This is a genomic window from Candidatus Contendobacter odensis Run_B_J11 (genome assembly GCF_000531125.1).
Taxonomy (GTDB): Bacteria; Pseudomonadota; Gammaproteobacteria; order Competibacterales; family Competibacteraceae; genus Contendibacter; species Contendibacter odensensis.
This window is the reverse complement of record NZ_CBTK010000097.1, coordinates 1-22,549: the sequence shown is the minus strand read 5'-3', so window position 1 is coordinate 22,549 and position 22,549 is coordinate 1. Positions and strand designations below refer to the sequence as shown.

The window sequence follows — 22,549 nt, the reverse complement described above, 5'->3', positions numbered from 1 at the left end:
AAGCCGCTGAATTGCTCGCTGCATCCTTCACGCTGGTGATGACCAATGTGCCGTATTTAGGGCGTGGCAAACAGGATGACGCGCTCAAGGAGTATTGCGAACGAATTCATACCGAGGCTATGACTGACCTAGCCACTTGCTTCGTTGAGCGATGTCTCAACTTTTGTGCGGCGAGCGCTGGTACTGCTGCCTTAGTTACTCCCCAAAATTGGCTTTTCCAGACCAGCTACATCGAGTTCCGTAAACGACTGTTAGAAGAAATAAAATGGAGTTACGTTGCTCTGCTTGGACCAAAAGCATTCCAGACCCCGATGTGGGACTTCAACGTGATGCTTCTTTGCGTATCCCCGCCAAAACCACAAGATGAACACTCAACGCTTGGATTGGATGTTTCTAGTCTAAAAAGTTGTGCAGAAAAAGCGGATGCGCTGAAAACCGTCCTGCCGTTGCTTACTTCACAAAAGACACAGATCAATAATCCAGACCACAAAATCGTAATTGGATTGTTGAAAGAAGCTGCACGAATGAGGCAATTTGCTGTTTCTTTTCAGGGACTAAAAACTGGTGACGATAGCAGATTTCGCGGTTTCTTTTGGGAGATGCCATTTATTCATGAACCGTGGAGATTCTTTCAAAGCACCGTGCCCGCAACGATTTCATTTGCAGGCCGAGAATCAATACTGTGGTACGAAAACGCTGGTGTCCAAATAGCAAGGAACCAAGGTCAAGGCGGATGGGGTCGAATTGGTGTAGCAGTTAGCCAAATGGCATCGCTCCCAGTCACTTTTTATCAAGGGGACGCCTTCGACAGTAACGTAGCCCCAATTGTCCCGCGAGATTCAAAGAACCTTCTTGCGCTTTGGTCATTTTGTTCTTCGGAGGATTTTGCCAAGCAGGTTCGTCAGCTTGATCAGAAGGTTGCGGTTGCTAATGGCACCTTAGCGCAAATCCCCTTCGACCTCGCCCACTGGCAAGCGGTCGCCGCCGAGAAATACCCTGACGGTCTGCCCAAGCCGCACAGCGACGACCCGACGCAATGGCTGTTCAACGGCCATCCCCAAGGCTCCGACCAACCGTTGCACGTCGCCGTGGCTCGCCTGCTCGGCTACCGCTGGCCGCGCCAAACCGGCTCCAGCTTCCCCGATTGCCCCGCCCTCGGCCCGGACGGACTGGAAGCCTTCGCCGATGATGACGGCATCGTTTGCCTGCCGCCGCTCAACCGCGAACAACCTGCCGCCGCCCGCCTGCGCCAACTCCTCCACGCCGCGCTGGGTCCTTTCGACGAACGCGCCCTGATCGCCCGCGCCGGACTCAAAGGCAGCCAGGCCAAAAACCTCGAAGACTGGCTGCGCGACGAATTTTTCGCCCAACACGCCAAACTCTTCCACGACCGCCCGTTCATCTGGCACCTCTGGGACGGTCGCCCCGATGGCTTCCACGCCCTGGTCAACTATCACACGCTCGACCACGCCACCCTGCAAAAGCTGACCTACAGCTACCTGGGCAACTGGATTCAGCAACAGGCCGAAGACGCCAAAGCCGACAAACCCGGCGCAGCGGTGCGGCTCGGCGCAGCCCAAAAACTCCAGACCCAACTGACCGCCATTCTCATCGGCGAAGCCCCGCTGGACATTTTCGTGCGCTGGAAACCGCTGCACGACCAGGCGCAAGGCTGGCATCCCGACCTCAACGACGGCATCCGCCAGAACATCCGCCCCTTCCTGCTCGCCGGCGATGTCGGCAAAAAAGGCGCGGGCCTGTTCCGCAGCGTCCCGCTGGCGCTCAAAGACAAAGATCGCGGCACCGAACCCCACCGCCCTCAAGCCGATTACCCGTGGTTCTGGTGCGAAAAATCCCCCGGCACTGACCCGACCGGCGGTAAGGATTTCGTTGGCGCTCGCTGGAATGAAGTGCATCTGACTTTGGCTTATAAGCAGCAGCGTAGGGCGGGTTAGGCGCAAGCCGTAACCCGCCGTTGTGAGGAATCCCCGGTAATGGCGGGTTACTTAGGAAGACTATAACCGGTTGGCAACATGACGACTTTTCAAACAGTCTCTGAGGATTTACTAAGAAAATTTCTGTGGGTTTTGGCATAAAAAAGCCCGCATGGCGTGGGCTAAATGGAACGACTTCGATGCAAAGATTCAGCGAAACTCAATAAACATCTTTGCGATGTCCGATCTTGATCACAAGAATAATCAGCTTGGTGTCTTCAATCTGACAAATCAATCGGTAGTCACCAACGCGATAGCGCCACAGACCTGCATGGTTGCCTTTCAACGCCTTGCCAATTTGTCGAGGGTCATCAAGTTTTGATAGCCGCTCATCCAAAAACTTCCAGATGCGTTTCTGTATAGCGGAGTCGAGGGCATCCAGGGTATCCGAAGCGCTTTCCGTTAGCTCAGTTGCCCAAGCCATGCCGGGTTCCCCACTTATCTAAAGTTATCACGCGCTCTTCGCCGCGATGGATGCGATCGAGTACTGCTTCTGCTTCGGCAACCCAGTAAGCGTCTTCAATCTCCGTGACCTCATCGTTATGCTTCATGATTGCGGTACGGCTCCAATCCAAATCCGCATGGCTGGCGATCAATAATCGCCGAGACCAACGAATCATCCAGCGCGCTCCCATTGAAATTTTCAAATGCAGTGACTCATTGCAGGCTTGGATCATCGGCTTAATTGCTTGCTGATGCATCCAGAGAAGTTCGGATAATTCATCATCCGGGTCAATCTCCATCTTGACCGTGCGGGCTTTCTGAATTATTGATTCGACCCGATCACGCAATGCGCGCGTCTCCCGACGCATCGCTAGCGCCATATTCCATTGACTTACAAATAATCGTCCAACCTTGGCGGCAACCACATTAGTTTGTTGTAGAAGTTCAATTTCTTGAGAGAGTCGCTCAAGTGTCGGGTATAATTGTTCAGTTAATGTCGCCATTGTTATTTGCGCCTTTGACAGGGGGTGATCCTTGGAATCGTTTTTCACTAAACTTGGATTCGCAAGCGGCGTAGCGGTGTAGTGATGGGATGGACTCCTCCCGCTCCTCATCGGCATCGAGAGTGCCAGAATGGAGGGGCGAACCGATCCCATTCATCGAGCAGAAGGAGTCCGAGCGTGAACGCTACCACCGTCGCTGTTGACTTGGCAAAGACCGTTTTCGAGTTGGCGATCACTGATGAACAAGGTCGTCTGGTTGAGCGTAAGCGCCTGTCGCGAGAGGGTTTCGCTCGATTCTTCGTCAACCGCCCTCCGTGCCGGATCGTGATGGAAGCCTGTGGCACTGCCCATTATTGGGCGCGGACGTTCCAGGCTCAAGGCCATACGGTGAAACTACTGCCACCGCAGCATGTACGGCCCTATGTGCGTCGCAACAAGACCGACCGGACTGACGCTGCGGCGTTGTTGGAAGCCGACCGCTGCGGTGATCTTCTGCCCGTGCCGGTCAAGACTGAGGATCAGCAGGGTCTTCAGGGTCTCCACCGGGTCCGCAGTGCCTGGATGGCGACCCGCACCGACCGCATCAACACCACCCGAGGTCTGTTGCGGGAGTTCGGCCTCGAACTGCCCCAAGGGGCAACGCAGGTGCTGGCAAAGGTGCCGACCTGGCTAGCAGAGGAGGAGGGACCGATTCCACCGGCGCTGCGTCCGGCCATAAGCGAACTGATCGCGGAAATCCGCATCCTCGAGAGCCGCATTGCTGCGCTCGAGCAACAACTCCGCGCACAGGCCAAATCCCGGCCAGAAGTACAACAGTTGATGACGGTGCCCGGCATTGGTCTGTTAATCGCGACCGCCTTGATAGCCGCCGTCGGTGGCATGACCGCGTTCCGTGACGGTCGCCATCTCGCGGCCTGGCTGGGCCTGACCCCGTGCGAGTCGAGCAGCGGTCAACACCGCTGCCTGGGCGGCATCAGCAAGCGGGGCGACCGCTACCTGCGAATGCTGTTCATTCACGGCGCCCGCTCGGCTTTGCTTGCGGCCATGACCCAAGACCGCACCGGGAAGAAGCCCCTGACTCGACTTCAGCGCTGGGCGGTCGATCTCGCCGCCCGGGTCGGTCACAACAAGGCCGCTTGCGCGCTGGCGAACAAACTGGCCCGCATCGCCTTCGCCGTGGTCCGCCAAGGGCGCACGTTTAACGGTGACTTCGTCTCGGTTGCGGCCTAACCCCTGCACCCGCCGTCAGTTTCTTTAACCCTTAACTTGAGTTCCTCACCCAGGTTTGCGAGTGAGACCCTCAACGATCATGGCGCCATAGGTCGGACCGGTACCCGGAAAAGCCGATAACTCGGTTGGCTCCACCAAGCCGTTGCAGCGATAGGCTCCTGGTACGCGGATTCCATGAAGGCCCGGAGACCTGTTAGGTTCTCCAACAAGGCCGGATATACGACTGCAACCGATTCTCAACGCCGATCACTGATTCCGTCTCCTTGCAAAAAGGGAGGAGTCCATATAGGCGGGTTAGGCGTTAGCCGTAACCCGCCAAGAGCGCAGAATCCCCAGTGAGGGCGGGTTACGCTTCGCTAACCCGCCCTACAGAGCCTTTCAGCGTATCCCTTATCGCCTCGTGAAACGTCGCTTCAAAGTCATGGAAGAAATACGTTTTATCGGTGAAGTAAGGCGCGCGCGCCGCTTGCCTCCGGCCAATTTTCGCCGCATCTTCAATCACGGCAATCACCAAGGTGTGATCATTCAACCGCCGCAAATGCGACCAGGCTAATTCTGCCTCCAGCAAGCGCTCGGTCGTGCTGGCAATCAACACCGCCACTGGCCGCCCGGTCAGAAACAGGCAATCCGCAATGAACAACCGTTCAGTATCCAGAGGAACGTCATAGCGGGCATCCACGCCGGTTTCCTGCTGAACTTGCTGAAGTACGGCGACCACCTCGTTTTTGAAGCGTGACTCTTCCCGCGAAAGCCGCAGCGCGGTCATCGCCTGCAATTGCGCCGCCGCTTGCGCGACACGAAAGACCGCCGCCTGCTGGTCCGGCTCGGCGACATTCAGACATTCCAGTTGGCTCAACGCCTCGTTCCATTGCACTCGCAGGGTTTGCTCTAGCAGCCAGGTCTGAATCTTGGCCGTATCCGGATCAACGCTGTCGAACATCAGTCGTAACGCGGCATCACCGCTGTCATGAATACACCAGCGCCCATCAGGCTGGCGATCCCCGTACACCACAATGGCATCCCCGTCGTCATACCGCCACGGAGTCACGATTAGAAAACCGCTGGCTGTCGGGCGAATGTGAAAATCGGGACCCATCGCTAAATGAATCGTCATAGCAGCCATGGTTGCTCCAAATCAATCTTCAACCGCTCACAAAAAACCTTCACGAACTGCTGTCGGTCGCTGGCATCATCCGGGTCCCAATCAACTTCATGCAAAGCTAGTTCTTTGCAACCGGGCAAGCCCCGATTGGTCAAGTCCAAATCACGCTCGCAATTCAGCACCAGATGCAGATTCTTATGGCTTGGGTGGTAATCCAGCCGAACCAGCGGCACCAAACCACGGGGAGTCTCCTGAAAAAGCCACCCATACAACGCCCGCTGTTCCCGAACTTCCGCAGTCTTCCAGATAAAAACCGCACGCAGCGTCGGATTGACTTCATAGAGGGGCGTAACCTTAAAGCGTTCACCGCCCAGCTTTTCGAGTGGCTTGGGCAACTTACCTTTGCGACAAGGGCCGAACTGGCAACCTTCCAATCGCTTATCCGGCACCCTCTGGAGAGCCTGCAACTCGCGCCGTTTCATGTTTGTATCCAGAATTTGAGGAAAATGGACAGACTCGCATCGCAATATATGAAACCATAGCTCTGGAAAAACAACTACAGGTAGGGCGGGTTAGGGCACCAGCCCGTAACCCGCCGTTGTGGGGATAATCCCCGATGATGGCGGGTTACGCTACGCTAACCCCCTACAATGAGCCAACAATCCAATCCTAATGACCATTCTGACCGCCCTTCTCCACGCCCTGCGCGATGCCGCCGCCTACAACTCGCACGAACTGACCGCGCCCCGGTTAATCCTGTGGCCTGATGAGGCGCAAGAATGGACGCCATGCATTGAAGTCTTGCGGGCCAACCATCCCGCGCTGTGGTCACTGGGCGACTATGCCCCCGAAACCGCCACCGGTCCGGCAGTCTGGTTGCGCTACCAACTGGAAACCCACACCAGCACCGCCGTACCGGTGATCTACCTGCCCGGCATCGGTCGCCCGGCCTTTCGCAGCGCCGCCCAATGCCCAAAACCCGCACAGCACCTGTTCGCGCTGCAATTCCAAGGGCAATTCTGGACCCAGAACAATGGCAAGGACTGGACGCCCTGCGCTTTCCTGGCAAGCGCCGCCGGCGGCCTTGGCCTCGACGTAGCGACGGATCCAGACACGCAAAAAGCCCTTCAGGAAAGCCTGCGGGCCTTATTGGATGTGGAAGTGGCAACCCTGCGCGGGTGCAAATTGGAAGCGGCGGACTTCCGCGCCCTGGTCACCAAAGACCCGGTGCGAACTCTATTGCGCTGGATGGGCGATCCAGCCCGCATCCAACGGGAACTGGAACGCGCCGGATCGGAATGGGCCAGTTTTCGGGCGGTCTGTCGGGACAGCTACGGCTTCGATCCAGAGAAAGACGGCGTACTCACCGCCACCGAAAAGCTGACTCACGGCAAAGCAGCTTGGAGTCTGGTCTGGGAACGCTACAAGGAAGCCCCCCGCGCCTATCCGGGCATCCAACAGCGGCTGGAATCACTGCCCCCGCTGAGTCTGTTTGAAGAACCCAGCGAATATCAGCCACGCACCAATCAACACGCGGAAAAACGACTGGAAACCGATCTGCTGGCGCTGGCGACGGTCTCGCCCCAAGCAGCCCTCGCCAAAATCAAGACCCTGGCCGCCGAACACGCCCCCCGCGCCACCTGGGTTTGGGCGACCTTGGGCGAATCCCCGCTGGCATTGTCCATCGGCCACTTGCGCGAAGCCGCCGAGGTCGTTCAAACGTCGGGGACCCCCACCACTTGGGACGCGCTGGCCGATGATTACGCGACCCGGGGCTGGCAAGCCGACCGCAGCGTGGGGCAAGCCCTGGCCGCCGCCCGTTCCAGCGCCGCCACCCAAGCCGTCACCGCTGCGATCCGGGCGATCTATCTGCCGTGGCTGGAAAAGTTCGCCTCTCTCACTCAATCGCTGGCGGCGACCTATCCCACCACCGGCCCGCAACACTGCCGCACGCTACCCGTTGAAACCGGCACGGTTTATCTATTTGCTGACGGCTTGCGCCTTGATCTCGCCCGCTGTCTCGAAACCCGGCTCCGCGCTGCCGGTCTGGCCGGTGAAATCACCCTGACCTGGGACTGGTCCGCCTTGCCCACGGTGACCGCCACCGCGAAACCCGCCTGGCAACCGCTGGCGGCAAAACTCGGCGGGCCGCTGGAAGGCGTTGGCTTTCAAGTCAAGGAACGCCACACCGGCAAGGCGCTGGTTCAAGCCCGCTTCAAAGCCCTGTTACCTGAACTCGGACTGACATTCCTCGAAGCCAACGCACTGGGTTTACCCACCGGCTGCGCCTGGACTGAATACGGCTCGGTAGACACCTACGGCCATGAGCAAGGCGCAAAATTGGCGTGGCGGGTTGAGGAAGAGTTGGCGGGTTTGCAGCAACGCATCGCCGATCTCCTGCACGCTGGCTGGGCCAAGGTCCACGTCATCACCGATCACGGCTGGTTGATGCTCCCCGGCGGGCTGCCCAAAGCCGAATTGCCCAAACATCTGACGGCATCGCGCTGGAGTCGCTGCGCCCTGCCTGATCCCGATGCCCAGCACGGCTACCCGCTCACCGCCTGGTTCTGGGACGCCGCCGAAGCCGTCGTTCTGGCTCCCGGCGTTTCCTGTTTCGTCGCCGGAATGGAATATGCCCACGGTGGATTGACGGTACAGGAAGCGTTGATTCCGTCCTTAACGGTCACGGCTCAGGTCGGCGGCGGAACGAAAGCAGTCGTTTTGAAAGACCTGAAATGGTTGGGATTGCGGCTCAACGTGGTGCTGGAAGGCGCGCAAGGCTTGACCGTGGATCTCCGCCGCCAAGTTGCGGATGCCGCTACCAGTCTGGCTGCCAGCCCAATGACCGGCGCAGCCACCGGCCAGAAAACCAGCCTGCTGGTCGCCGATGATGAGACGCTGGGAACCGACGCTTGGCTCGTCGTCATTGACGCCACCGGCCAACCGTTGTTGAAGCACCCGGTCGTCATTGGGGAACGCTAAGTTGTAGGGCGGGTTAGGCGGCAGCCGTAACCCGCCGCCAGTCGCTAAATAGGCGGCAGCCGTAACCCGCCTTGGCTGAATCAATGGGGCGGCGGGTTACGCTACGCTAACCCGCCCTACCCTTACTCCATAAAATCAGGATTTCAATACTATGCAGCTTGATGCCCTGGACCACATCGCCGCCCAAGCCTTTGAGGGCTACCTGGTTCGCAAAGACCTGGTGCGCCAATTCAAAGGCCAATATCCAGTACCTACTTATGTGGCGGAGTTTCTGCTAGGGCGCTACTGCGCCAGCGTGGACGAAACTGAAATTCAGGAAGGACTGGCCATAGTGCAACGGCAATTATCCAGCCGAACCGTCCGGGCCGGCGAGGAAGAACTGTTCAAGGCCCGCGCCAAAGAACAGGGTCGGGTCAAGATCATCGATCTGATCAAGGCCCGGCTGGACGCCAAAAACAATTGCTTTCTGGCCGAACTACCCAGCCTGCGGTTGAACGATGTACGGATTCAGGACGAGCTGGTGAACACCCACGACCGGATGCTCACCGGCGGTTTTTATGCAGAAATCGATCTGACTTACGACCCCCACATCGCTGAGGAAAAAAACGGGCGGCCGTTCGGCGTCGAGTCGCTGCGTGAAATCCAGCTCTCCAAGCGCAATGTGCTGGAAACCCTGTGCGCGGGGCGGAAGCTGTTCACCTTCCAGGAATGGCGGGATTTACTCCTGCGCAGCATCGGTCTGGAACCGGCGGTTCTCGGCGAGCGCACTTGCGATGTCATGCTGCTGCGGATGGTTCCGTTCGTGGAAAACAACTATAACGCGGTTGAACTGGGGCCACGCGGCACCGGCAAAAGCCACCTATACCAACAGGTTTCGCCCTACGCGCATTTGGTCTCCGGCGGCAAGGCCACCGTAGCCAAGATGTTCGTCAACAACCAGAACGGCCAGCGCGGTCTGGTCTGCCAATACGATGTGGTTTGCTTCGATGAAGTCGCTGGCATTGCTTTCGATCAGAAAGACGGCGTGAACATCATGAAAGGCTATATGGAGTCCGGCGAGTTTAGCCGGGGCAAGGAAAGTATTCGCGGTTTCGGTGGGATGGTCATGGTCGGCAACTTTGAAGTGGATGTTGAACACCAGCAACGGATGGGTCACCTGCTGGGCCCGCTCCCGCCCGAAATGCGCGACGACACCGCCTTTATGGACCGCCTCCATGCCTACTTTCCCGGCTGGGACGTGCCGAAAGTCAACCGCGAGCAATTGACCGAACATTTTGGCCTGGTCAGCGATTTCCTCTCCTCCTGCTGGAATCACCTGCGGGCGCAAAGCCGGGTCAACCACTTCCAGGGTCGTATCCATTTCGGCGGCGCTTTGAGTGGCCGCGACACCACAGCCACCCAAAAAACCATGAGCGGATTGCTCAAACTGATGTTCCCCGATCCCGAAGCCTCGATTCCCGACGACGCGCTGGAGTGGGCGGCCAAGCTGGCGCTGGAATGCCGTCGCCGGGTCAAGGAACAACAAAAGCGCATCGGCGCCGCCGAGTTTCGCAACACCCATTTCAGCTTCACCCTGCTCCCGGACGGCATCGAGCAGTTTGTTTCTACGCCTGAACTGCGGCACGAAAACAGTATCGGCAGCGACCCACTCCCGGCCGGTCAGGTCTGGGCCTTGTCGCCCGGCAGCACCGATGAAAATCCCGGCCTGTTTCGCATTGAAGTCACCGAAGGCCCTGGCAGTGGCTTACGGATTCTCAATCAAAGCCCACCGGGACCGCTCAAAGAAAGCGTGCGTTGCGCCGAGCAGAATCTCTACGCCCGATCCAGGGAACTGGTCGGGGATCGTGACCCCCGCGCCCATGAGTTCACCCTGCAATTCCGCGCCTTTGATGCGTGTAAAAGTGCGGCAGCGACCGGAATCCCTATTTTGCTGGCGCTGAGTTCCGCGCTGGTCGAGCGTAGTCTGGAAGGCGGGCTGGTGGTGGTCGGCGGGCTGAATCTCGGCGGTTCCATCGAACCGCTATACAACGCGGTCAGCATCATTGAACTGGCCGCCGATAAAGGAGCGCGGAAAATCCTCATGCCGGTCTCGGCCCGCAAGCAATTGTTTGATCTGCCCGATGACTTGGCGACTAAAATCACCGTGGTGTATTACGCGGATGCCAAAGACGCACTGCTCAAAGCCCTGAGCGACTAGGTGATGCCCGGTGTTACTCCGATTTTGGGGCTTATCGGTCAAATCAGTGATGGGTGATTCCATTGCGGGATAGGATTGATTTAGACCCGGAAGTTTGAAACAGGCCGGGCTTACGGCAACACGTCCTCGCTGCGCAAGTGCGCCTCGGACGGTTGCGGCCCTGGTTCACCCTGCACTTCCGGCACGAACAGCGGACAAGGCCGTTCACTGGCTTGCCAGCGATCCGCGAATTCGCCCAAATGCGGCCGTTTATCCCGTTCGCGTTCCAGATAGTCCAGCAGGTTCTGCACCGTCGCGTTATGACCGGTCACGGTCATTCGGGTGCTGAAATACGCCCAGCGCAGATACAGCACGAAGGTATTCAGCACATCGCCCTCGCAATAGCGGTCAATGGCCGCGAAATCGCCCGCGTGCGCCTGTTCCGCCACGTCCGAACCGTGACCGTTCCACTTGCCCGGCAATCCCAACGCCCGCGCCGCTTCATCCAGACTCAAACGCGGCGACGCGCCGTTATCGCTCAGCACATCCATCAAATCGCAATGCCAGTTCACTTCATACCGAAAATCATACCCATAGCGCGGGTCCAGCCGATGCCACTGATACGCGCTCAAGCCGTGCAGCAACGACCGCTGTTTGAGCACAGGCACATCAAAGCCGCGCCCGTTCCAAGTCACCAGACGCGGCTTCTGCTTATCCACCATCTGCCAGAACCCGGCCAATAACTCGCGCTCGCTGCGGTCGGCCATGCTGGCCGCGCCCAGCTTGCGCACCGCATAGCGTTCGCCTTGCCCGTCGCGCTCAATCCGCGCCAGCAGAAAGCCCAAGGTCACGATCTCATGCTGGATCGGCTTGGGGAACGTGGACGGATCACGGTCAGCGGGCAGAATCGCGGTATCGGGACGGGTTTCGAGGTCGAGAACTAACAAATGTAAGGGATTGGCCATAGCACTCTTGCGTGGAATCGCCGTCTTCGGTTGAACCCATTCCAAGGGCAACGACCGGGGCGATTTGCCCTTTATCGCCCTTCCATCCGTCAACTACCGATCCATCTTGGCATAGACCGTCATCAACTCCCGCAGCACCTCCCGATGTTTCGGCGACAGTTGCCGCCCCATCTTGACCCAATCAATTTCTTCGGGCGTCAACGTCGCGCCAATCGGCTGCTCGGCTTTAGCGCCCGCCTCGAACAGCCCCGGAATCGGCTGCTCTCCCCGCAGTTGCGCCAAGCTCACCCCAAAATAATCAGCAATCGGCTGAACCGTCCCATTGCGTGGATCGACTGAAATCCCGTTGCGAATCCGGGTAATGGTGGACTGACTCATATCCACGGCTTCGGCAAGCTGATTATCAGAAAGGCCATGCTTATCCAGTAGCCCAGCCAAAACCTCATGAAGTTTCATAGCAAACCCCCATCCACAAACCAACTTTGAGGGTGTGAATTATGCGGTAGTGCATAACGGGATCAACTAGCAAAGTTGCATTGATATTCAATGCAACTTTGCTTAGGATGAGCGCATGAAAAACCAGCCTGAACTACAGACCGCCCAACAAATCATCCTGACGCTCAACGCCGCCGGATGGAGTGACAACCGCATCGGCCAAGCCATCCAACGGCCACAGTCCACGATCTCACGGATTCGCACAGGTCTCGTCATAGACCCCGGCGAATCCATTGGCATCGCGCTACGACGGCTGATTCAGCCCCAGCCCGCAACGTCAGCCCCTTCAACCGCCGCGGATCGCGCTAACGACCCGCTACCGACTCCTGCCCAGAATCGAGAGAACCGCCATGCCCGACGCCCTCAAAACCCTATGCAGTCTTAGTTATTGTCATAATTCAGTAATGAATAGCAGGAATTCACAGGAAAAAACAGGCGCATCAAGCGCCGAATCAGGCCCATCAAGAAAAATTTGTGAAGCGACGGGAAAAATTCCCTACGCCACCGCCGCGAAAGCATGGCGCGTCATCCAGCATCTCGGCGACCGCAGCAGAAACCGCAAGGTGTATCGGTGCAGCCCGTGTGACCACTGGCATATCGGCACCTGGCAGAAGAAGCCGGACGCCCGCCGCGCCGTGGCCGACCGCGACGGTTGGGAGGCGCGGGGATGAGCGCAAACACCGATCTGATTCGGGTGACCCATTACGGAACCGTCCATTTTGGCGCAGACGTTGAGTGTGAAGCCCTGGTATTGGCGAATGGCGAGCGAGGATTCAACCGCCGTCAAGTCATGCGGGTCGTGGGTTTCAGGAATAACAATCCGAGTACGCATTTTCGCTCTTTTTTGGCTGAAATCGCGCCTAAGTCATTGGTTATGTTTGATAAAACAGAGTCGCCAGTCATTATGCCTCACGGCGGAAATGCCCGGTTTATCCCTTGCGATGTGATACCCGATTTTGCGGCGGGTGTGATCCGGCAAGCCGTGACCGGCACGTTGCATCAAAAACGGCGTGGACTGATTGAACCGTGCCTTGCTATTCAGGAATCCCTCGCCAAAGTCGGCATTGCCTCCCTGATTGACGAAGCGACCGGCTATCAATACCACCGCGCCCCCGATGCCCTGCAAGACCTGTTTACGCGGCTCATCCGCCTTACCGCTGCCGACTGGGAGCGGCGGTTTCATCCTGACTTCTACGAAGCGATCTACCGGCTCTTCGGCTGGAAGTACCACCCCGCCAAACCCAAGCCCCACATCATTGGAAAAATCACCCTGCAATGGGTTTATGAGCCGGTGTTTCCGCCTGAAATCCTGATCGAGATTAAGGAGCGCCAAGGCAGCGACAAGATGCACCAATGGCTCACGGCGGAAGGCGGCTTGCAATTGATGGAGAAACAGCGCGATGCCGTGATGATGATTGCGCGGTCGTCTACCGATCATCCCGACTTTGAAGCCCGTTGCCGCGTAGCCTTTTTCAAAAAGGGACAACTCCCCATTCTCTATCCGCAGGAGGCGCGGGGATGAGCCGGATACGCACCGTTAAGCCTGAACTGTTCCGCCATGAAAGCCTGTTTGATGCCGAACTCGAAAGCGGTTTGCCGTTGCGGCTGGCGTTCATTGGTCTGTTTACGGTCGCCGACTTCAAAGGCTGTTTTCTTTGGAAACCCCGCACCTTAAAGCTCGACGTATTGCCGCACGACCTGATCGACTTTGCGCAAGTCCTCAACGCCTTGGAACGCCACGGCTTCATCCAAAGCTACGAAGTGGACGGGATGAAATACGGCTGGATTCCAAGCTTCACCAAGCACCAGCGGCTACAGAGCAAAGAGATCGAAGCAGGCAGCCAAATCCCGGACTATCGGCCAGCGCCAACGGCGGAAGAACAAGGAACGCATCCAGAACAGACCCAGGTGCATACCAGGTGCGTTCCAGAACAGACCCAGGTGCGTACCGGTACGCATCCAGAAGCACAGGAAGTGGAAGTGGAATGGAAGGGAAGAGGAAGGGAAGAGGAAGGGAGAGTACCGGCGCAAGCGCCGAACGCACCCACACCTACGGCCATGCCTTCAACCCCGGAAGTCGAACCCGACACAGCGCCCGAAGCAACGGCGAAACCCGCGAAAGCCAAGGCCACGTCGAAAGAACGCCCTTCGGCAAGCACAGGACAACGCGCCGCCGCCAAAACGTCACTCCCTGCGGACTTCACCATCACGCCGGAAATCCAGGCATGGGCCGATCAGCACCACTACGGCGACCTTCCAGCACACCTCGACAGCTTCAGGGACAAGGCCAAGGCCAAGGGTTATCAGTACAGCGATTGGACAGCGGCTTTCAGGAACGCTGTCAGGGACGATTGGGCGAAATTGCGCACCTTCCCGGACACCGCCCGAACCCGCACCGCCAGCAATGCCACCGCGCCGCAAACGCCAGAAGCGGCAGAGTTTGAAACTATCCTGCGCGGCCTGAACGCTCAGAACGCCAGCAGAATCATCGAGGGCGAATGCTATGCAACCCACTGACAAAATCCCATTCACCGCGTTGCTGCAAAAGGTTTGGCGGTTTCACCGACTGGAAGTGACCGGACAAGACGTCGCCGACTGGATCGGGCTTTTAGCCGCTGTGCCCTTCCCCGCCGTTGAGACGGCCTTCAATCGGCATCTAGCCGATCCGAAGCACGGCAGTTATCTCCCCAAGCCCGCCGATATTTTTCGGCAGCTCGCCGCGATGCAGAGCGCCGACGACCGGCCCGGTGCGGATGAAGCGTGGGGATTGTTGCTGAGGGTGATCCGCGACGAACGAGAAACCGCCGTGTTGACCGACGAGATGCGGGCCGGCTGGACCGCCTGTCAGCCGATCCTCGACCTGGGCGACGAGGTCGGGGCGCGGCTGGCGTTTCGGGAGACCTACACCCGCGAAGTCGAAAAAGCGCGAAAAATGGCCGTAGCGCCCCGATGGACGCCGACGCTAGGCACTGACCCTACTTTGCGGCAAACGCGGCTCAGAGAGGCCGTAGAGGCCCGCAGAATCGGAGTGGACACGGTACGCGCCCTGCTTCCCGGAGCAACGCCCGTCGCGATCTGCCAAGTCGCCGGGTTGTTGGAGGGGCCAGCCGCCAGTGAAGCCGAGACCGCGATTGCCGCAAGTTTGAGACAGACGGCGCAAATTCTTCACCACTGCAACCCGGCATTGGCGGAAAAGGCCATCAAACGCGCCGAGGCGCTGACCCAATTGCCGCCCGATCAACGGCCCGGCGCCTTGGCCGCGATGCTGCGAACCGGTTTGGCTGAATCCGAACAGCGCCGCGCCGAGGAACGCCAGCAGCAACGCGACGAGGAAGCGGCGAAGAAGGCCGCGATTCGGGGATTGCTGGAACAGAACCAGCGCGATAACGACACAGGGCAGGCGGCGGCATGACGCCTTGTGAACAGTGCGGATGTCCATCAGCCCAAAAGCATTGCCGTGATTGCCTGGAATGGGCGGCGATGGATCGGCGGCTACAGGCATTTGCAGACGGGATCGCACAGCACCAGCACCAATTGTACCAGCAACAGCATCAGCGCGATCACGACGCAGCACAGGAGGCCGCATGAATAGCGAACAATGGGGCTTATTACCGCCAGCGAATGATGAACAGCGTAAAGACGGCTGGATTTTATCGCCCGCATTCCTGATAAAAATTCGCGACGCCGCCAGAGCCTACGGCGAAAGGGTCAGTATCGAGCAAGTCGAAGCGGTTTTATTAGGAACCCGCGCCCATCTGCTGCTGATCGAGTCAGAAACCAAAGGGATTCAGCCATGAGCGAAGACCGAGCGGTTTATATTTCTTGCGCCAGCGGCGAACAGATGCAAACCGATTTTCTCATTCAACGCCGAGGCGATTTAGTCCAGATTCTAGGGCATCCCGACCTATTGATGACGCCCAAGGACGCACTGAGCGCGGCATCGGCATTGAAGCGGTTCGCAATGGCGGCGCTGGTGGACTCCATGCAGCAGAGCGAAACGCTGGATATTCTGGCGGTTGCTTTCGAGCGGATGAACGATGCCCACGATTAACGCCTTCCCCGAATATGACCACGCTATAGAAACCGTACTGCATTGCCGCTGTACGGTTTGCAAAAGATGGTGGCATTTGGAGAATGCGCCCGCCGATAAAAGCTATTTTTGCCCGCATTGCGGGAAGCAACTGGCACCGGCGCAATACCCAGAAGATAGAGCCACGCCGACCGCACCGCACCTTAATCACGAAACCGGAATCATTGACCTATGAACAGCCGCATGAAAGCCAGCCTGTTGTTTCAAGCACCCGAACCGCCACAACGGGATTTATCCGCCAGCCTCAACGACCGCGAACGCGGATCGCGGGTGGAATTTGCGAAATGGCGCGAAGCCCATCCGAACTTTACGCACAATGAACTACTGGATAATTGGAAGCGGATCAGAGTCGCTTGGAACATCAGCAAGCCGGATAAAAAGAAGACGCGCAAATAGCCCGGAAGCGGCGATAGATTCGCAAATAAAGCCGTGATGAAGAGGAAGGGGGTAGGGGGTAGGAGATGCCAGTAGGAATGCAGGAGAGCGAGCCTCTACGCCTCTACACCCACACAAGACGCGCCTACGCGCACAGGAAAGCCTTGAGCCGAGCAGCGGAAGTGCAGATTAACGCCTTACTGGAAGCCGAGCGGATAGAGCGGCGGGCGGTCTATCGCCCTGGGGAAGTGTGCCGGTTGTTGCGCATCAGCCCGACAACCTTACGGCAGTTGTGCGAACTGGCGGAACAGCCTGAGAGTTCATGCCGACCGCCGCAGAGTCTTGAATCGTTCCGCATTGGCTGTCATCGCCGGATTGAACATACAACGCTGGTGAATTGGTTGGCGCGGAATCAGAGCATGGAAAGGGAGGGTTAGGGGGTTACTTGGATTTAGGCGATTTAACCGCTGTTGAGCTTGGAGCCAACCGGCGTTGCACGGCTTTACCGCGCAGTGTCCGGTGGACCGTAGGGTTAGCCTTCACACGCGGGCGACATGGCTGTCATACCCCCCGATGCAGTAAGTCGCTTTCCCATTGGACTACCCTGAAATTCAGCGAGTTCGCAGGCAAGCCGCAGCATAAGCTCAAGCTTTTCTGCGGTTATACCCCTTTGACCACGACACTCTAGATGTAGCGCAAGCATCTCTGTCAAATCGTGACCTCTGGATAGAGACCAGCCTAAAGGCAATTCTCGGTCAAGGCGTTTAGCCGCTTCGACGAGGTCGTCCGTGTACTCGCGATAATTTGACCATGTAGGAAGGGCTTTAAAGAGTTTGCCCTGATCAATGGCGATATCGCGAGAGCTAAAGAAAGGCCGAATTTCCAATCCATTTAGAATGCTTGAGCGTAGGTTATTGGATCGCTGAACAATAATATCTGCCGCTCGAAGGCTTCCTGTAACCCGCGATGCTCGTTCCAATCGCTCGCGAAGACTAGCGGCTTCGTTTACGTCGATATCCAAATTAACTAACACTTTTTCAAAGGCGCTCGTGTTTATCAGGTACGTTTCGAGATCGTTGTAGTGAAGCCGATTCTCTTCAAAGCAAAAAACGTTGTATATAAACTTTGGATGATTATGTAATGGCTGTTCGGTAATGACATCAAAGTCGATGTCGGCGAAGAAATATAGAAACTCGTAATCGGAATATGGTTTCAATCGTGAGTTTTTGTACACGAGGTCTACCAGTAGTTTTCCGTTGAGCCCGTCAAACCGAATCGCTGCGTTTAACGGAATCCATTGGCTTAGAAAACGCTTGTCGCACACCCCCTCTACAATAGCTGTTCGAATCTTCTTGCTTCGGAACATGCTTAACGCATTATTAAGAATATAATTTGGCTCTATCTGAAACTTGCGGAGCGAACTCATAATTGCGCTCCAAGGTCGAGTTGTTCGCCCGTCACCAGATGTTGTTCTGCAAGCTCGATTACGCTGCTCCATCGATCTCCGATAAGTATCGGCGAGTGAGTTGCGAGGAGTACAGCGAATCCATTGAGTTTTCGAATTTTCTCAAGAATTGATAGAAACTTTTCTTGCCATTCAGGATGAAATGAAATTTCTGGTTCATCGATCAGTACAAGCGAACCCCTATTCGTATTGAAAACTAGCTTTCCAATCAAGACGATCAGGTGTTGTTCACCAGACGATAGGACTGATAGGGGTAACGCTTGCTTTTCTCCGTCATTTACTCTAACAACAATACCCTCATCGGCTGAGGTTCCAATTGCTTTAAAGGCAATCAGTCCATTGATGGAGCTGCAGAAAACATCGAGACGCTGAGCTAGGTCTTCGAGCAAAGAAAATTTTTCACGAATGTCATCCAGATAGGTCTTCAATACCAACATACCTGCATTTTCCGTTGATTCAGCATGGACATTTAGTTGTTTCGTTGTTCCAGTATGGGGAACTAGTCCAAGCCGTCCATAGCGTTCTTCATATGCTTGAACGGATCTTATGGATTCGATAATGGCCTCCCTTGGCGGCGCGATCCCTTCCCTTAGCGACTCCATAAGCCGAGTTGGAAAATTTGTTTCCTTCTTTCGACCTTCTTCGAATTGATTCCGGATTGCAGATTGCATTTTCTCCTGAATCTCTTTCGCTAGGGTCTCTACCATCAGGCTACTTCTGGCCGCAACGTGTCCTCGAATGTTAAAATCTTCCTCGAATTTGAGGCGGTTGGTGGGGATGGAAAATACCTTTATTGATTTTCTAATTTTCTCAAGCCATTCGTCGCGCTTAATGTGTCGCCTGAATACTGGGTGATCACCATAGCGAGATAGTATTTCAACGCGATCAAATATTTCTCCAGTACGATCATGCCGCCACGTTTTTGGACCTATTCGAGTTAAAAATGGCAAAGCCCGTTCAACTACAAATAAACGTTCGTCACCGTCCTGATTTCCAAACGGGTCTTTTATCTTTGTTATATTTGATCCAGTACGAACTGTGACTTGATTGTTTTCATGATCATCATCGATATGAATGACTTCGACGACTTCATTATCAGATAGGAAAAAGCGGATGCTTCTGAACTTTTCGCTGATGAAATAATAATGGTCACCTGATGCAAAGCTGCTGATTATCTTTAGGATTGTTGATTTTCCGTACCCGTTTGGTGCAGTTAATATAGATATTCCCTGATTCTGTTCGGCGAGGTTAATGGAATAGTTAAAGCGACCAAACAACTTGTCAATCTCGATTCTCTCAATTCGTTTTTCCATAATTATTCTCTTGTGATGGCTTACGGTCAATTCTGCCTAGAGAAGGCTAACGCCAAATATGGACTCCCCCAGTTTGCAAGGAAAGTTGGGGCTTGAGAAACCAAGGTTAGACTGCACGCATATATCCGGCCTGTTCATGAGCATACGCTCTGGCCCTGATGACATTCGCGCACGGGTGCCTCATTAGCTCAACGGTCTGAAACGACCTAAGACGTTATCAGGTTGAACCCGTGCTGGTCTTACCGGTTTCCATCCACTCCACGATCCAGGCAATCTTTCGGCAGGGTTGCTGCTTTTTATGAATAGCCCCTATTGAAAACAACCGACTCAACGGGCCATCCACGATGAAATAAGAACTCGGCTTTAATTTGAACGTCCTCTGCACCTCCTCCGCTTATCGCTCATAGCTAGATTTCCGATTACGCCGCCACCACCTGATAGGCTTCACCCCGAACTCACATCGCCCAAAAAATTCGAGCATGTTTGGCCGCCAAGGCAATGGCCGCAATATTAGGGCCGCGCCGCGCCTTGAGCGCTTCCACCCACTGACTTTTTCGATCCGGGCGCGAACCCGTCAGAAGTAAGGCCGAACGGGCACCGTGAATGAGTAAGGTCCGTAAATAAACATTCCCTCGTTTGCTGATGCCGCCCAAGCGGGTTTTTCCTCCACTGGAGGATTGGCGGGGCGTCAGGCCGAGCCACGCGGCAAACTGCCGACCACTGTGGAACTCATGACCCTCACCGACACTCGCCACCACGGCCGTCGCCGTCACGGGGCCAACGCCCTCCACCGTCATCAGCCGCCGGGCCGGTTCCGACTCACGGGCGATCTGCTGCAAGCGCCGATCATCCCTCGTGATCCATTCATTCAACTCCCGCAACCGCGCCGCCAACTCGGTAAAGGTTTCCCGGGCCAAGGTTGGCAAACCCTGGTCGAGATTCGCCAGGATCAAGGGCAATTCTTTCTCGATCCGTTCTCGCCCCTGCGCCACCACCACCCCAAATTCATCTAACAACCCCCGGATTTGATTCACCAACGCCGTTCGTTCACTCACCGCCAATTCCCGCGCTCGATGGATCATTAATACCGCTTGCTGTTCTTCGCTCTTGATCGGCACAAAGCGCATGTTCGGGCGACCCACCGCTTCACAAATCGCTTCTGCGTCGTTTTTGTCGTTCTTGCCGCTTTTCCGATACGGCGCGACAAACTGCGGGGCGATCAATTTCACCTCGTGCCCCAACCGGGTTAGCTCCCGTGCCCAGTCGTGGGAACCACCGCCCGCTTCCAAGCCCATCAGACCCACCGGTACATGGGCAAAGAACCTCATCACTTGATCCCATTTCAGGGTTTTGCGAAGAACTATCTGACCGAGTTTATCCACCCCGTGAACCTGGAACACCGGCTTGGCAATATCCAACCCGATGCGTGTCGCGTTCATGTCAATCCCCTCACCGTCAATGGAAATGCGTCATTCCCAGTTTGGCCCCGTCGCTGCCGTCAGGGAAGGGGGAGTCCATGTCATTAGCTAACCGGCGCCGAAGGCGTCCGGTTGAGCGTCTTGTTCGACTTTCCTAGACACAGATATTGAGGATATTCCGTGCACACTCCTCGAATTTTTGTCCGAGCAGGGTAATTTGTTCAAGTTGATTATCCGCCCACGCTGCTCTATCACGAAGGTCAACAACTTGTTGGTGGGCTGCAAGTTGACTCAATGGAACATTGAGCCAAAGGCTATTTTGAATAAGGACATTTGCGTCCTCAATATCACCAATCATGCTGTTCTGAGTAGGTATGTTTGCGACAGCAATGTAATGGTTAATGCCATTCATTTGTGCAATAAGGCCATTCGCAATGGCCTTTTCAGCATGCTGATGCATTGTTGCGTCGGCACGGTTCATTTGACGTTGCCCCATTGGTGCGCCAGCCGCAATTTGAGCCGGAGTCCGGCGACGCCTAGCAGTATCGAACCCATTAAATATCCATCCGGCAAATACAGGCTTCCCAAAATCGTCAAAATCAGTGAAGTGAGGGTTCGATGCCTTAAATCGAGTCAGGCCACTGTGCCAATCATCAATAAAGGAAGGGACCATCTGGCCGATCAGGCCAATACAATAGACACTGAAGTTGTCTGAAGTGCAGGGGACAATAAAGTAGTCAGAAGAATAAAACGCCGCTCGCACTAATGCCCCGAATGATGGAGGCAGATCAACGAGCACATAATCAAAATCGTGGCCTGCTTGATCCACCGCCATTTCAATTACTCTTCGCAAGGCCACGTACCTTGATAGTCCTGTGCCAGAAAGAAGGTCACTGCCAACATTTAAGGAGTCAGCATAGACATTTAGCCAGAAATCACCAGCCACCAACTTCACATTTTCGTTTGTGTGCCGACCTTGGTGAAGAAATACTTGCTCGCCACCTGTATTCTGGAGAAATCGTTGGAGGAATGCTCTAATTGCTTGACCGTATGGTGCATTTTGAGTTGGAAGAACATCGACAAAGGTCTTATCGCCAAGAACAGCAATTGAAAGATTACATTGCGGATCGAAATCTACGAGAAGCGTTCTTCTGCCGAGCCGACCAAGTGAGTCCGCCAGGTTCCAGCAAATTGTAGACTTTCCTACTCCACCCTTGTTATTGAAAACTGAAATCACTTTAGGCATGTCGGGCTCCACGTGGATTGTATCTGTGCTTGTCAGTCGAACGGGGTGCGAGTTGAGCGGCCCCCGCGCGTGGGTGGAAAGGCCGGTTTGCCGGCCTAGAAACCCCAAGCGGGCGCAGCCGCGAACGCAGTGAGCGGGGTCCGCTCGAACGGAGAGTTCGACGGCGCGCAGCGCCAAGAACGCGAAGTTCGGCTCAACTCGCGCCCGTTCATCGGCGCGTAGCGCCGATGAACTAGCATTAGTCGGTGACACCCAAAGCTCACCATGCGGTCTAAATCAGAAATTCGCTTTGTTAAAGCCGATTTAGAACGCCTAAATATCTGCGGATGCCGCTTTTGCCCTGCTGCGTAACGATCTACCAAGCAGTGATTCAAGGGTAGAGCATACCTCCCGCCTTTTCCAACCGAATTTAGCCCTGAAATCGCTTTAACCGCTGTCATTCCCGCGATGTTCCCACGCCCCGGTTATACCGCAATGGACGCGTCGCCGCTGCTACGACTCGCTGGTGCGCAGTCGCGGTCTGCGGCAACGGAATAACCAGGGGACGCCCCATTGAGAAAACGCCGCAGAGCGGCTTCGCTTTAGAAGGTCAAACCCACGCCACGGGATAGATAGCCTTGCACGGGGAGCGCCCATTGGGTCCCGCGTATCCCCGGCGGCAAGGGTTCGCTCCCTTCGGTCGCCGCTCGCAAGCTCGCGCCCTATGCCCCCGTGGCCCCTCGCGGGCCTCATGGGGCGCGTCCCCGGTGCG

The 22,549-nt window shown here is 56.2% G+C and carries 23 protein-coding genes; 13 read left to right on the top strand and 10 right to left on the bottom strand.

Features of this window, described 5'->3' with window-relative positions; all coding sequences use genetic code 11:
• Positions 1-1,955 (top strand): Eco57I restriction-modification methylase domain-containing protein (locus tag BN874_RS25495; protein WP_034431942.1); only part of this gene is annotated, 1,955 nt, incomplete at its 5' end.
• A 199-nt stretch (positions 1,956-2,154) separates the two neighbouring features.
• Here the strand turns inward: BN874_RS25495 and BN874_RS07910 are convergent.
• Together BN874_RS07910 and BN874_RS07905 are read right to left on the bottom strand one after the other, a co-directional pair.
• On the bottom strand, positions 2,155-2,418 hold the full coding sequence (locus BN874_RS07910; RefSeq protein WP_034431941.1) for a type II toxin-antitoxin system RelE family toxin: 264 nt from the start codon (positions 2,416-2,418) through the stop codon (positions 2,155-2,157).
• Entirely contained in the window at positions 2,402-2,941 is a 540-nt protein-coding gene (locus BN874_RS07905) for a hypothetical protein (protein ID WP_154724808.1), read from the bottom strand. The genes BN874_RS07910 and BN874_RS07905 overlap by 17 nt, the downstream gene beginning before the upstream one ends.
• 177 nt (positions 2,942-3,118) lie before the next feature.
• Between BN874_RS07905 and BN874_RS07900 the strand changes: the two genes are divergently transcribed.
• The gene (locus BN874_RS07900; RefSeq protein WP_034431939.1) at positions 3,119-4,171 is read left to right on the top strand and encodes an IS110 family RNA-guided transposase; all 1,053 of its coding nucleotides are present in this window, start codon (positions 3,119-3,121) and stop codon (positions 4,169-4,171) included.
• Between the two features lie 346 nt (positions 4,172-4,517).
• Here the strand turns inward: BN874_RS07900 and BN874_RS07895 are convergent, their stop codons facing one another.
• Both BN874_RS07895 and BN874_RS07890 read right to left on the bottom strand, forming a co-directional pair.
• Positions 4,518-5,294 carry a DUF1828 domain-containing protein gene (locus BN874_RS07895; protein WP_154724807.1) on the bottom strand — a complete coding sequence of 259 codons (777 nt, stop codon included), beginning with the start codon at positions 5,292-5,294 and terminating at the stop codon, positions 4,518-4,520.
• On the bottom strand, positions 5,282-5,755 hold the full coding sequence (locus BN874_RS07890; RefSeq protein WP_034431937.1) for a hypothetical protein: 474 nt from the start codon (positions 5,753-5,755) through the stop codon (positions 5,282-5,284). Before BN874_RS07890 ends, BN874_RS07895 begins: the two co-directional genes overlap by 13 nt.
• Positions 5,756-5,945: 190 nt before the next feature.
• On the opposite strand from BN874_RS07890, the gene pglZ reads away from it, so the two are divergent.
• On the top strand, positions 5,946-8,255 hold the full coding sequence (gene pglZ, locus BN874_RS07885) for a BREX-1 system phosphatase PglZ type B (RefSeq protein WP_034431936.1): 2,310 nt from the start codon (positions 5,946-5,948) through the stop codon (positions 8,253-8,255).
• Between the two features lie 151 nt (positions 8,256-8,406).
• Entirely contained in the window at positions 8,407-10,452 is a 2,046-nt protein-coding gene (gene brxL, locus BN874_RS07880; protein ID WP_034431935.1) for a BREX system Lon protease-like protein BrxL, read from the top strand.
• A 110-nt stretch (positions 10,453-10,562) separates the two neighbouring features.
• Here the strand turns inward: brxL and BN874_RS07875 are convergent, their stop codons facing one another.
• Positions 10,563-11,396: a 3'-5' exonuclease gene (locus tag BN874_RS07875; protein ID WP_051497576.1), complete on the bottom strand. Its 834-nt coding sequence runs from the start codon at positions 11,394-11,396 to the stop codon at positions 10,563-10,565.
• Between the two features lie 93 nt (positions 11,397-11,489).
• A complete protein-coding gene (locus BN874_RS07870) occupies positions 11,490-11,852 on the bottom strand; it encodes a helix-turn-helix domain-containing protein (RefSeq protein WP_034431934.1) in 363 nt (120 codons plus the stop codon).
• 115 nt (positions 11,853-11,967) lie between these two features.
• On the opposite strand from BN874_RS07870, the gene BN874_RS07865 reads away from it, so the two are divergent.
• From BN874_RS07865 to BN874_RS07830, 9 genes are all read left to right on the top strand, one after another.
• Entirely contained in the window at positions 11,968-12,276 is a 309-nt protein-coding gene (locus tag BN874_RS07865) for a hypothetical protein (RefSeq protein WP_034431933.1), read from the top strand.
• Positions 12,242-12,562, top strand: coding sequence for a hypothetical protein (locus BN874_RS24365; RefSeq protein WP_154724806.1), 321 nt, complete (start codon positions 12,242-12,244; stop codon positions 12,560-12,562). The genes BN874_RS07865 and BN874_RS24365 overlap by 35 nt, the downstream gene beginning before the upstream one ends.
• Positions 12,559-13,413 (top strand): P63C domain-containing protein, encoded by an 855-nt coding sequence (locus tag BN874_RS07860; RefSeq protein ID WP_034431932.1) that lies wholly within the window; start codon positions 12,559-12,561, stop codon positions 13,411-13,413. Before BN874_RS24365 ends, BN874_RS07860 begins: the two co-directional genes overlap by 4 nt.
• On the top strand, positions 13,410-14,408 hold the full coding sequence (locus BN874_RS22380; protein ID WP_051497575.1) for a hypothetical protein: 999 nt from the start codon (positions 13,410-13,412) through the stop codon (positions 14,406-14,408). The genes BN874_RS07860 and BN874_RS22380 overlap by 4 nt, the downstream gene beginning before the upstream one ends.
• Positions 14,395-15,303, top strand: coding sequence for a hypothetical protein (locus BN874_RS22375; protein WP_051497574.1), 909 nt, complete (start codon positions 14,395-14,397; stop codon positions 15,301-15,303). The genes BN874_RS22380 and BN874_RS22375 overlap by 14 nt, the downstream gene beginning before the upstream one ends.
• A 172-nt stretch (positions 15,304-15,475) precedes the next feature.
• A complete protein-coding gene (locus BN874_RS07845) occupies positions 15,476-15,688 on the top strand; it encodes a hypothetical protein (RefSeq protein ID WP_034431931.1) in 213 nt (70 codons plus the stop codon).
• Positions 15,685-15,942 (top strand): hypothetical protein, encoded by a 258-nt coding sequence (locus BN874_RS07840; RefSeq protein WP_034431930.1) that lies wholly within the window; start codon positions 15,685-15,687, stop codon positions 15,940-15,942. Before BN874_RS07845 ends, BN874_RS07840 begins: the two co-directional genes overlap by 4 nt.
• Positions 15,943-16,152: 210 nt before the next feature.
• Positions 16,153-16,377, top strand: coding sequence for a hypothetical protein (locus BN874_RS07835; RefSeq protein ID WP_034431929.1), 225 nt, complete (start codon positions 16,153-16,155; stop codon positions 16,375-16,377).
• 77 nt (positions 16,378-16,454) lie between these two features.
• Positions 16,455-16,793 carry a helix-turn-helix domain-containing protein gene (locus BN874_RS07830; protein ID WP_195912134.1) on the top strand — a complete coding sequence of 113 codons (339 nt, stop codon included), beginning with the start codon at positions 16,455-16,457 and terminating at the stop codon, positions 16,791-16,793.
• 95 nt (positions 16,794-16,888) lie between these two features.
• Here BN874_RS07830 and BN874_RS07825 read toward each other — a convergent pair whose 3' ends face one another.
• The 4 genes from BN874_RS07825 to BN874_RS07810 all read right to left on the bottom strand — a co-directional run bounded on the left by BN874_RS07825 (position 16,889) and on the right by BN874_RS07810 (position 21,798).
• A complete protein-coding gene (locus BN874_RS07825; protein WP_034431927.1) occupies positions 16,889-17,782 on the bottom strand; it encodes a hypothetical protein in 894 nt (297 codons plus the stop codon).
• The gene (locus BN874_RS07820) at positions 17,779-19,134 is read right to left on the bottom strand and encodes an AAA family ATPase (protein ID WP_034431926.1); all 1,356 of its coding nucleotides are present in this window, start codon (positions 19,132-19,134) and stop codon (positions 17,779-17,781) included. Before BN874_RS07820 ends, BN874_RS07825 begins: the two co-directional genes overlap by 4 nt.
• A gap of 455 nt (positions 19,135-19,589) precedes the next feature.
• A complete protein-coding gene (locus BN874_RS07815) occupies positions 19,590-20,573 on the bottom strand; it encodes an IS110 family RNA-guided transposase (RefSeq protein ID WP_034431924.1) in 984 nt (327 codons plus the stop codon).
• A gap of 133 nt (positions 20,574-20,706) precedes the next feature.
• Positions 20,707-21,798, bottom strand: coding sequence for a ParA family protein (locus BN874_RS07810; protein WP_034431923.1), 1,092 nt, complete (start codon positions 21,796-21,798; stop codon positions 20,707-20,709).
• Between the last annotated feature and the right edge of the window lie 751 nt (positions 21,799-22,549).

Bases quoted from the DNA above. Each gene is read 5' to 3' on its own strand.
- BN874_RS07910 (WP_034431941.1), bottom strand. From the start codon at position 2,418: ATGGCTTGGGCAACTGAGCTAACGGAAAGCGCTTCGGATACCCTGGAT.
- BN874_RS07905 (WP_154724808.1), bottom strand. From the start codon at position 2,941: ATGGCGACATTAACTGAACAATTATACCCGACACTTGAGCGACTCTCT.
- BN874_RS07895 (WP_154724807.1), bottom strand. From the start codon at position 5,294: ATGGCTGCTATGACGATTCATTTAGCGATGGGTCCCGATTTTCACATT.
- BN874_RS07890 (WP_034431937.1), bottom strand. From the start codon at position 5,755: ATGAAACGGCGCGAGTTGCAGGCTCTCCAGAGGGTGCCGGATAAGCGA.
- pglZ (WP_034431936.1), top strand. From the start codon at position 5,946: ATGACCATTCTGACCGCCCTTCTCCACGCCCTGCGCGATGCCGCCGCC.
- brxL (WP_034431935.1), top strand. From the start codon at position 8,407: ATGCAGCTTGATGCCCTGGACCACATCGCCGCCCAAGCCTTTGAGGGC.
- BN874_RS07875 (WP_051497576.1), bottom strand. From the start codon at position 11,396: ATGGCCAATCCCTTACATTTGTTAGTTCTCGACCTCGAAACCCGTCCC.
- BN874_RS07870 (WP_034431934.1), bottom strand. From the start codon at position 11,852: ATGAAACTTCATGAGGTTTTGGCTGGGCTACTGGATAAGCATGGCCTT.
- BN874_RS07865 (WP_034431933.1), top strand. From the start codon at position 11,968: ATGAAAAACCAGCCTGAACTACAGACCGCCCAACAAATCATCCTGACG.
- BN874_RS24365 (WP_154724806.1), top strand. From the start codon at position 12,242: ATGCCCGACGCCCTCAAAACCCTATGCAGTCTTAGTTATTGTCATAAT.
- BN874_RS07860 (WP_034431932.1), top strand. From the start codon at position 12,559: ATGAGCGCAAACACCGATCTGATTCGGGTGACCCATTACGGAACCGTC.
- BN874_RS22380 (WP_051497575.1), top strand. From the start codon at position 13,410: ATGAGCCGGATACGCACCGTTAAGCCTGAACTGTTCCGCCATGAAAGC.
- BN874_RS22375 (WP_051497574.1), top strand. From the start codon at position 14,395: ATGCAACCCACTGACAAAATCCCATTCACCGCGTTGCTGCAAAAGGTT.
- BN874_RS07845 (WP_034431931.1), top strand. From the start codon at position 15,476: ATGAATAGCGAACAATGGGGCTTATTACCGCCAGCGAATGATGAACAG.
- BN874_RS07840 (WP_034431930.1), top strand. From the start codon at position 15,685: ATGAGCGAAGACCGAGCGGTTTATATTTCTTGCGCCAGCGGCGAACAG.
- BN874_RS07835 (WP_034431929.1), top strand. From the start codon at position 16,153: ATGAACAGCCGCATGAAAGCCAGCCTGTTGTTTCAAGCACCCGAACCG.
- BN874_RS07830 (WP_195912134.1), top strand. From the start codon at position 16,455: ATGCAGGAGAGCGAGCCTCTACGCCTCTACACCCACACAAGACGCGCC.
- BN874_RS07825 (WP_034431927.1), bottom strand. From the start codon at position 17,782: ATGAGTTCGCTCCGCAAGTTTCAGATAGAGCCAAATTATATTCTTAAT.
- BN874_RS07820 (WP_034431926.1), bottom strand. From the start codon at position 19,134: ATGGAAAAACGAATTGAGAGAATCGAGATTGACAAGTTGTTTGGTCGC.
- BN874_RS07815 (WP_034431924.1), bottom strand. From the start codon at position 20,573: ATGAACGCGACACGCATCGGGTTGGATATTGCCAAGCCGGTGTTCCAG.
- BN874_RS07810 (WP_034431923.1), bottom strand. From the start codon at position 21,798: ATGCCTAAAGTGATTTCAGTTTTCAATAACAAGGGTGGAGTAGGAAAG.